We start from the raw sequence: 661 nt of genomic DNA, 5'->3' as shown, positions 1-661 counted from the left end.
TTTAGATTCAGGTGTCAACGGTGTCGATGTTCTATACACGGATATCTGGGCTTCGATGGGCGAAGAAAGCATGTGGGAAAAACGGATTAATTTGCTTTTACCTTATCAGTTAAATGCTCAAGTGGTTTCTAAAACACATAACCCAAAGACAATCGTCTTACACGATTTGCCGGCTTTCCATGATTTAAATACCAGCATGGCACAAACTATTTTTAAAAAATTAGGAATCAAAGAAATGGAAATTACTGACCAAGTTTTCAATGCACCCTATGCCTATCAATTTCAGCAGGCGGCTAACCGAATGCACACGATTAAAGCAATTATGGCTGCGACCTTAGGCCATTTGTTTATTCCAAAGGTAGTGGAACAATGAAACGCTACCTTCTTTTGGAGAACGGTTCGGTATATTCCGGCCAGGGCTTTGGTTCCCTTCAAGCAGTCAAAGGGGAACTGGTCTTTAATACGGGGATGACCGGTTATCAAGAAACAATTACCGATCCTTCCTATCATGGTCAGATAATTGTCTTTACCTATCCTTTAATTGGTAATTACGGAATTAATCGTGATGATTTTGAAAGCCTCAATCCGGCGGCCTCGGCGATTGTACTTCATGAGCTAGCCCGGCATCCCAGCAACTGGCGAATGGATATGTCTTTAGAAC

Annotated in this window: 1 protein-coding gene and 1 pseudogene; both read left to right on the top strand. The window is 41.9% G+C overall.

What is annotated here, in order from left to right; genetic code table 11:
• Window positions 1–373, top strand: a pseudogene (locus KH893_RS11305) (ornithine carbamoyltransferase); the annotation flags it as partial.
• Window positions 370–661, top strand: a 292-nt coding sequence (locus KH893_RS11300) for a carbamoyl-phosphate synthase domain-containing protein (RefSeq protein WP_281166212.1), incomplete at its 3' end; no start/stop codon positions are given. The pseudogene KH893_RS11305 and the gene KH893_RS11300, both read left to right, overlap by 4 nt.

The organism is Liquorilactobacillus sicerae (assembly GCF_029916425.1).
Lineage (GTDB): Bacteria > Bacillota > Bacilli > Lactobacillales > Lactobacillaceae > Liquorilactobacillus > Liquorilactobacillus sicerae.
This window is presented reverse-complemented; position numbering and strand designations above follow the sequence as displayed.